We start from the raw sequence: 6178 nt of genomic DNA, 5'->3' as shown, positions 1-6178 counted from the left end.
CAAATCCAGGGCTTCGGTGAATACGGCTTTCCAGAAAGCCATGCCGCAAGCTTTGCCCTGCTCGCGTATGCAAGTTGCTGGCTGAAACGCCACGAACCCGAAGCATTCCTGATGGCCTTATTGAATAGCCAGCCTATGGGCTTTTATTCGCCATCGATATTGGTGCAGGACGCCAGACGTCATGGGGTCGCCGTCCTTGCCGCCGACGCAACGATCAGCCATTGGGAGGCGCGACTGGAGTTTACCGGCGCCAAGCGCCCAGCGGTACGCTTAGGGCTGAACCAACTAAGCGGCATGCAACAAGAAAGCGCCTGGCGCATTGAAGAAGCGCGCGCGGCACGGCCTTTTGAGTCTGTTGCGGACATGGCCAGGCGCGCCAATTTGAATCGGCACGACCTGAACAGCCTGGCTGCTGGCGATGCATTGCGCGCGCTTGCCGGCCATCGCCGGGCGGCGCTGTGGGAATCGGTAGTCAGCACGCCAGAACGCGGGTTGCTGAAAGAAGCGCATATCCATGAACAGTCCACACCAGAATTGCCCTTGCTCAGCGAAGGCCAGGCGCTCGTGGCTGACTACCGCACGCTAGGCCTGACGCTCGGGCGACACCCCTTATCGCTCTTGCGTGACAAACTGACAACAATGCGCTTCTCATCTTCGGCGTACTTGCGAGAACAGCCCGACCGTCGCCTGGTACGAGCTTGCGGCATCGTCACAGGGCGTCAGCGGCCGGGAACCTCAAAAGGCGTGGTTTTCGTGACCTTAGAAGACGAGGAAGGCCAAATCAACTTGGTTGTCTGGCCAAAAATCATCGAACGTCAACGACGCGAACTACTGACCTCAAGGCTGCTTGGTGCATACGGTACATGGCAATCTCAAGGCGGCGTGCAACACCTTATCGTGGGCCGGCTAGTCGATTTAACCCCTCTGCTGGGGAATCTGGAAACCACGAGCCGCGATTTCCATTAGCCTGCACGACTGGGCACGATGATTGCTAATTCCCCGTTGCAAGCTGGATTCCCCAGCTATCCACCAAGAGAGCCAAGCATGAACAAATCCCAAATACCTGTTGCCCAAAAAGATGTCCTCAGCCTTTTGCTTGACGACCACAAGGAAGTAAAGAAACTATTCAAGGAATTCGCAGCGGAAAAGAGCCAGGCAGCCAAAGAAGACATTGCGCGAGAAGCCTGTATGAAGCTTACCGTTCACGCCACTATTGAAGAGGAATTGTTTTATCCATTCCTGCGAGCCCAGAATCCTGATGCTTTCGGTGATCTGCTTAACGAAGCGCTGGTCGAGCATGGCACTGCAAAAGAACTTATTGCTCAAATCCAGGCCACGAGCATCGAGGACGACAATTTGTACGAAGCCAAAGTCACAGTGCTGAGCGAATATGTGGCCCATCACGTCAAAGAAGAAGAAGACGAGCTTTTCCCCAAAGTGATTGGAAAAAAGGTAGATTTACGCGAGCTGTTGACATCAGTGACTGAGCGCAAAGAAGAACTCCTTCACTCAGCGGTTGCCGCGTAATTCCAAGACGCGTTTCTTGACTAGCCGATGTTTTGCCTGCCAGGCCTAAAAAAGCCTGGCGGGCAAAACCTGTGCGCGCTCGCCAAGCATCGCACGCTATCCCACTGCCCACCGTTGCGTTTCCTTACTTGATCACCATCTTGAAAAGCTCATAATACACTCCATATGGATGGTATATAGATGGCATATGGATGCCAAAGGAACGCAACATGAGCGTGCATGAACTTCGCCCAAAGCTTAACGAAACCGAAAAAGTCACTATCAATCTGGGATTGATTGATCTCGGGCAAATTGATCTGCTGGTGCAGGAAGGCTTTTATTCCAACCGGACTGATTTGATCCGCACAGCCATTCGCAATCAGTTAAGCACGCATGCCGAGGCCGTCAAACAGACGGTGGCACGTAAAAGCCTGGTATTGGGCCTGCAGCATTATTCCCGCGCAGATCTGGAAGCCGTACAAGCGGCAGGTCAGCGCCTGCAAATTCAGATACTGGGTTTGGCCAGTATTGGCGCCGACGTCACGCCAGAGCTGGCGTTGGCAACGATTGACTCTATAACGGTCTTGGGCGCACTGCGTGCGAGTTCGGACGTCAAGGCCGCCCTGGCCGGACGTATTCATTAAAAGGACAGCCTCGGTGAAACCCAATGAAAAGATGTACGAGAAACTGCGTGAAGCAACCAAAAGACTGATGTCTGGCGGGCCGGCGGCAGCCACTGCGGCCATTCAACAGGCTTTACAAACGGCCGACAGTTCCAGGCGCCCCATGCAGTACCCCGACTGGACTGCTGCCAACTTGTGTCCGATGCGCGATATCACCCCCTCGTTCGACACACCGCCTATCGACAGCACTGCAGGCAAATTTATCTCAGGCTCCTATACCAATGCAGCGGGCAGCCGAAGCTATAAGCTATATATTCCAAGCAGTTATACCGGTCAGCCTTTGCCGTTAATAGTCATGTTGCATGGCTGCACCCAAAACCCGGACGACTTTGCCGCTGGCACACGGATGAATGCAATCGCCGAAGAGAAGCAATGCTTCGTCGCCTATCCGGCCCAAACCCAAGCAGCCAACAGCGCTCGATGCTGGAACTGGTTCAAGGCCATTGATCAACAGCGCGACCAAGGCGAACCATCGATCATTGCCGGCATCACTCGCCAAATTATCAGCACCCAAAATGTGGATGCCAACCGCGTTTATATAGCGGGCTTGTCGGCGGGCGGCGCAATGGCCCTTATTATGGGTACGCTTTATCCCGATTTATATGCCGCGGTGGGTGTCCATTCGGGCCTGCCTTATGCTTCGGCACACGACTTGCCATCGGCCTTGGCGGCAATGAAAAGTGGTGCCGCGCCCCACAACAGATCGTCCACAGGCGCCTCTGCACAGCTGAACTCAATTCCCATTATCGTATTTCATGGGGATAAGGACACCACGGTCCATCCGCGCAACGGCGAAGCAATGATGGCACGCAAGCCGAAGCCTAGTGTGCGGCGCGGAAAAATGCCAAATGGGCATGCTTACACGCAAACCATGCACCAAAATACCGAAGGGGAAGTGGTAGCCGAACACTGGCTAATCCATGGTGCCGCCCATGCCTGGTCCGGTGGAAGCACCTACGGCAGTTATACCGATGCCAAGGGTCCGGATGCGAGCCAGGAAATGATGCGCTTCTTCTATACACAGGCTAACAAGCCGATGTGCAATTAACTTAACTACGCGCGCTCTTTTTTCGGCTGGACCAGTAAGTGAACTCCTCGGCATAGCAGGATATTTCCATTTCCGAAGCTTTTTCCTGCATGTATCCCTGCGCATCCTGTATCGCCTGGTTATAAATGCCGGGGCCCACTTCTTGCACGATGAACTTCAAAAACATCCTCGCCCGAAGCTCGCCCAGATCTTCGTCTTCTTCTTGTTTCCAGTAACGGCGTATCGAGCCGATTAACTGTTCTTCTACTTCAGCCTTAAGTTTGATTTCCATTGAAACTTACTCCGTACCTTACGTGAACATGCGAGCGCCGCAGCTTAACAGAAGGCTGATCTGTCTAAAAACAGTTCAGCCTTCTGCCTTTCTACACTACGCCCGGCGCACGCTGCGCACGTGGCTGCCGTCAAGCTTGGAGATACTGTCAACACCACTATGCAGCACAGTATTGACCAGTTCACGTTGCATGAAACTAATCACGCTGTTGACGCCACCGGCACCACCGACCGTCAAGCCGTACATCAACGGACGGCCAATAGCGACCGCATCGGCGCCAAGCGCCAGTGCTTTCACGATATCGGTGCCGCGACGAATACCGCTATCCATGATGATGGGCACATCGCCTTGCAAGGCCTGGGCAATTTCGGGCAGCACGGTAATGGCGGCAGGCGTGCCATCAAGCGCGCGCCCACCATGATTGGAGACCTGTATCGCTGCGGCGCCCGCCTTGACGGCGGCCACAGCATCCTCCGGGCGCGTAACGCCTTTGACGATCACCGGCAGGCCTGTGATCTTCCCTATGAACTCGACGTCGTTCCACGTCAAATTCGTCTTGAACGCATTGGCGCTACCCGTCGTGAAATTGCCGTACGGCAGCCATGGCCGTGGATTGCCCAAGCGCATGTACTCATCGGATGAACCTTGGCCAATCGCATCAATGGTAAAGACGATGGCTTTGAATCCTGCGTCGCGAGCCCGCTGCAGCACCTCTTTAGATTGCCCTTCGTCGACGTTCAGGTACATCTGAAACCACTTGGAGCCGGTAGAGGCCTTGGCAATGTCTTCCATGCTGCGCGTGGAGGCGCTTGAAACCGTAAGCAAAGCGCCTGATTTGGCCGCGCCCTGGGCAGTTGCCACCTCGCCGGCTGGATGATGCAGGCCATGACTGCCGAACGGCGTGACGATAATCGGATGGGCAAGCTTCTCGCCCAGCAAAGTGACCGAGGTGTCGATTTTTTCACGCACAATGCCTTGCATGCGATGCGGGGTAAAGACATAGTCCCCGAAGGCGCGTCGGTTCTCGGCGAGTGTCCACTGCTCGCCCGAGCCGTGCGACACAAACACATACGTGCCGTGGCCGTACTTCTGCTTGGCTTGCTCTTCAAGAACATCGATATTGAAAACGCCAATATCTTTGTTGATCCCTTTACGTTCGATCATCAATGATTCAGTGTTTGCCTCTTCGGGTACTTGGGCACGTGCCATCCCCGAAGCAGATAGCGCTGCCGTCGCAAGCCCGGCGCCCGCCAAGCGAAACATGTCGCGTCGACCAAGACTCTGCAGTTCGGCAGGCTGATGGGAGACAACATCGGTTTCTATGTTTTGCATACTATTTTCCTTTCGTAGGCCAACAAACGCACTTGCGGTTTAATGCCGGCCGGGTTTATGACCCCGCTTGAGCGAGTCCACGTTCTAGACCTGTTCCATCAAATGCAATTTATCTTTTACTTTCGCCCAAGCCTCGTGTTCGGGCAGAGGGGCCTTGCTGCGGGATATCCGCTTCCAGCGTGGATCGTGTGAAAGATCGCGATTGATCTGCACAAAGTGGGCCTGATCAGGCGAAATTTCTCTTTCTTCAACAATCGCATTCACGGGGCATTCTCCGACGCAAATGGAACAGTCGATACACTCATCCGGATCGATGACGAGAAAATTGGGACCTTCGTAGAAACAGTCCATGGGACAGACGCTTACACAGTCTGTGTACTTACATGCAATACAACTTTCGGTAACGACAAATGCCATCGTCTTTCTATACCTGTTTAATATGGGAAATCGTTCAATAAGGCCGCATCATCCAGCTTATTCCTCGATTGCTACTGTTCAGCGACGATGTCCATGGAAACACTGTAACGTTGTTATTTGGACTTGAATAGGCGACAATTAGCAAATACTTGTTCCGGAAAAAGCAACAATGGACAAATTGAAATCAATGTCGCTCTTTGTTCGTGTCGCTGAATTGGGTAGTTTTTCGGCCGCCGCGCGGCAGCAAGGTATCGCCAGATCTATTGTTACCCGCCAAATCGCCCAATTGGAAAATGCGCTTGGGGTAAAACTGATGACCCGCAGCACCCGGCGCCTGACATTAACGTCGGCCGGCAGCGGATACTTGGAAAAATGCCGCGAAGCGCTTGATTTGATCGAGTCAGCGGAAACCGAACTGGCTCAGGAACATCAGAACCTGCGCGGCGCTGTGCGAATCAGCCTGCCCTTAAGCTATGGAATAAAGCGCCTGGCGCCCCTGCTTCTGGAATTTGCAGAACGTCACCCCGATATCCGACTGGAAATGGATTATAACGATCGCCGAGTTGACCTGATCGAAGAAGGCATGGATCTCGCAATACGCATCACCAGTCGCCTGAAAAACAGCGACATCGTCCGCAAGATAGGAAGTGTGCGCTTGCTGACTGTGGCATCACCGGCCTATCTGTCGCGCCACGGCGAACCACATCACCCTAAAGACCTGCTCAATCACGACTGCCTCAGCTATACGGCTAGCGGCAATTTTGGTGTCTGGAAATTCCTGGTCGATGGCGTACCTAAAACGTTTTCGGTACGCGCGCGCATCCATGCAAACAATGGGGACGTATTGACCCAGGCTGCGGCGCAAGGCCTGGGCATCACTTACCAACCCGACTTCATCGTGACTGAAAGCATCGAAAAAGG

General features: G+C 53.9%; 8 protein-coding genes. 5 read left to right on the top strand and 3 right to left on the bottom strand.

Annotation, left to right across the window (positions count from 1 at the left end; translation table 11 throughout):
• The 4 genes from ABWO67_RS18720 to ABWO67_RS18705 form a co-directional block, all read left to right on the top strand.
• The coding region (locus ABWO67_RS18720) for a helix-hairpin-helix domain-containing protein (RefSeq protein WP_353154660.1) at nt 1–966 on the top strand (966 nt) is incomplete at its 5' end.
• Nucleotides 967–1044: 78 nt separating this feature from the next.
• On the top strand, nt 1045–1527 hold the full coding sequence (locus tag ABWO67_RS18715) for a hemerythrin domain-containing protein (protein WP_353154658.1): 483 nt from the start codon (nt 1045–1047) through the stop codon (nt 1525–1527).
• A gap of 209 nt (nt 1528–1736) precedes the next feature.
• Nucleotides 1737–2150, top strand: coding sequence for a ribbon-helix-helix domain-containing protein (locus ABWO67_RS18710; protein WP_353154655.1), 414 nt, complete (start codon nt 1737–1739; stop codon nt 2148–2150).
• Nucleotides 2151–2163: 13 nt separating this feature from the next.
• Nucleotides 2164–3237, top strand: coding sequence for an extracellular catalytic domain type 1 short-chain-length polyhydroxyalkanoate depolymerase (locus tag ABWO67_RS18705; protein WP_353154652.1), 1074 nt, complete (start codon nt 2164–2166; stop codon nt 3235–3237).
• Nucleotide 3238: 1 nt separating this feature from the next.
• On the opposite strand, the gene ABWO67_RS18700 is transcribed toward ABWO67_RS18705, so the two are convergent.
• The 3 genes from ABWO67_RS18700 to fdxA form a co-directional block, all read right to left on the bottom strand.
• Nucleotides 3239–3508 carry a DUF2164 domain-containing protein gene (locus ABWO67_RS18700; protein WP_353154649.1) on the bottom strand — a complete coding sequence of 90 codons (270 nt, stop codon included), beginning with the start codon at nt 3506–3508 and terminating at the stop codon, nt 3239–3241.
• A gap of 96 nt (nt 3509–3604) precedes the next feature.
• On the bottom strand, nt 3605–4840 hold the full coding sequence (locus tag ABWO67_RS18695; RefSeq protein WP_353154646.1) for an alpha-hydroxy acid oxidase: 1236 nt from the start codon (nt 4838–4840) through the stop codon (nt 3605–3607).
• 84 nt (nt 4841–4924) lie between these two features.
• Nucleotides 4925–5257 carry a ferredoxin FdxA gene (gene fdxA / locus ABWO67_RS18690; protein WP_353154643.1) on the bottom strand — a complete coding sequence of 111 codons (333 nt, stop codon included), beginning with the start codon at nt 5255–5257 and terminating at the stop codon, nt 4925–4927.
• Between the two features lie 169 nt (nt 5258–5426).
• On the opposite strand from fdxA, the gene ABWO67_RS18685 reads away from it, so the two are divergent.
• Nucleotides 5427–6178, top strand: a 752-nt coding sequence (locus tag ABWO67_RS18685; protein ID WP_353154640.1) for a LysR family transcriptional regulator, incomplete at its 3' end; no start/stop codon positions are given.

The organism is Pollutimonas bauzanensis (genome assembly GCF_040393045.1).
GTDB classification, from domain to species: Bacteria; Pseudomonadota; Gammaproteobacteria; order Burkholderiales; family Burkholderiaceae_B; genus Pollutimonas; species Pollutimonas bauzanensis_A.
Note: the sequence above shows the minus strand (reverse complement) of the source record. Positions and strands in the feature narration are given on the sequence as shown.

Bases quoted from the DNA above. Each gene is read 5' to 3' on its own strand.
- ABWO67_RS18695 (WP_353154646.1), bottom strand. From the start codon at position 4,840: ATGCAAAACATAGAAACCGATGTTGTCTCCCATCAGCCTGCCGAACTG.
- ABWO67_RS18710 (WP_353154655.1), top strand. From the start codon at position 1,737: ATGAGCGTGCATGAACTTCGCCCAAAGCTTAACGAAACCGAAAAAGTC.
- fdxA (WP_353154643.1), bottom strand. From the start codon at position 5,257: ATGGCATTTGTCGTTACCGAAAGTTGTATTGCATGTAAGTACACAGAC.
- ABWO67_RS18700 (WP_353154649.1), bottom strand. From the start codon at position 3,508: ATGGAAATCAAACTTAAGGCTGAAGTAGAAGAACAGTTAATCGGCTCG.
- ABWO67_RS18715 (WP_353154658.1), top strand. From the start codon at position 1,045: ATGAACAAATCCCAAATACCTGTTGCCCAAAAAGATGTCCTCAGCCTT.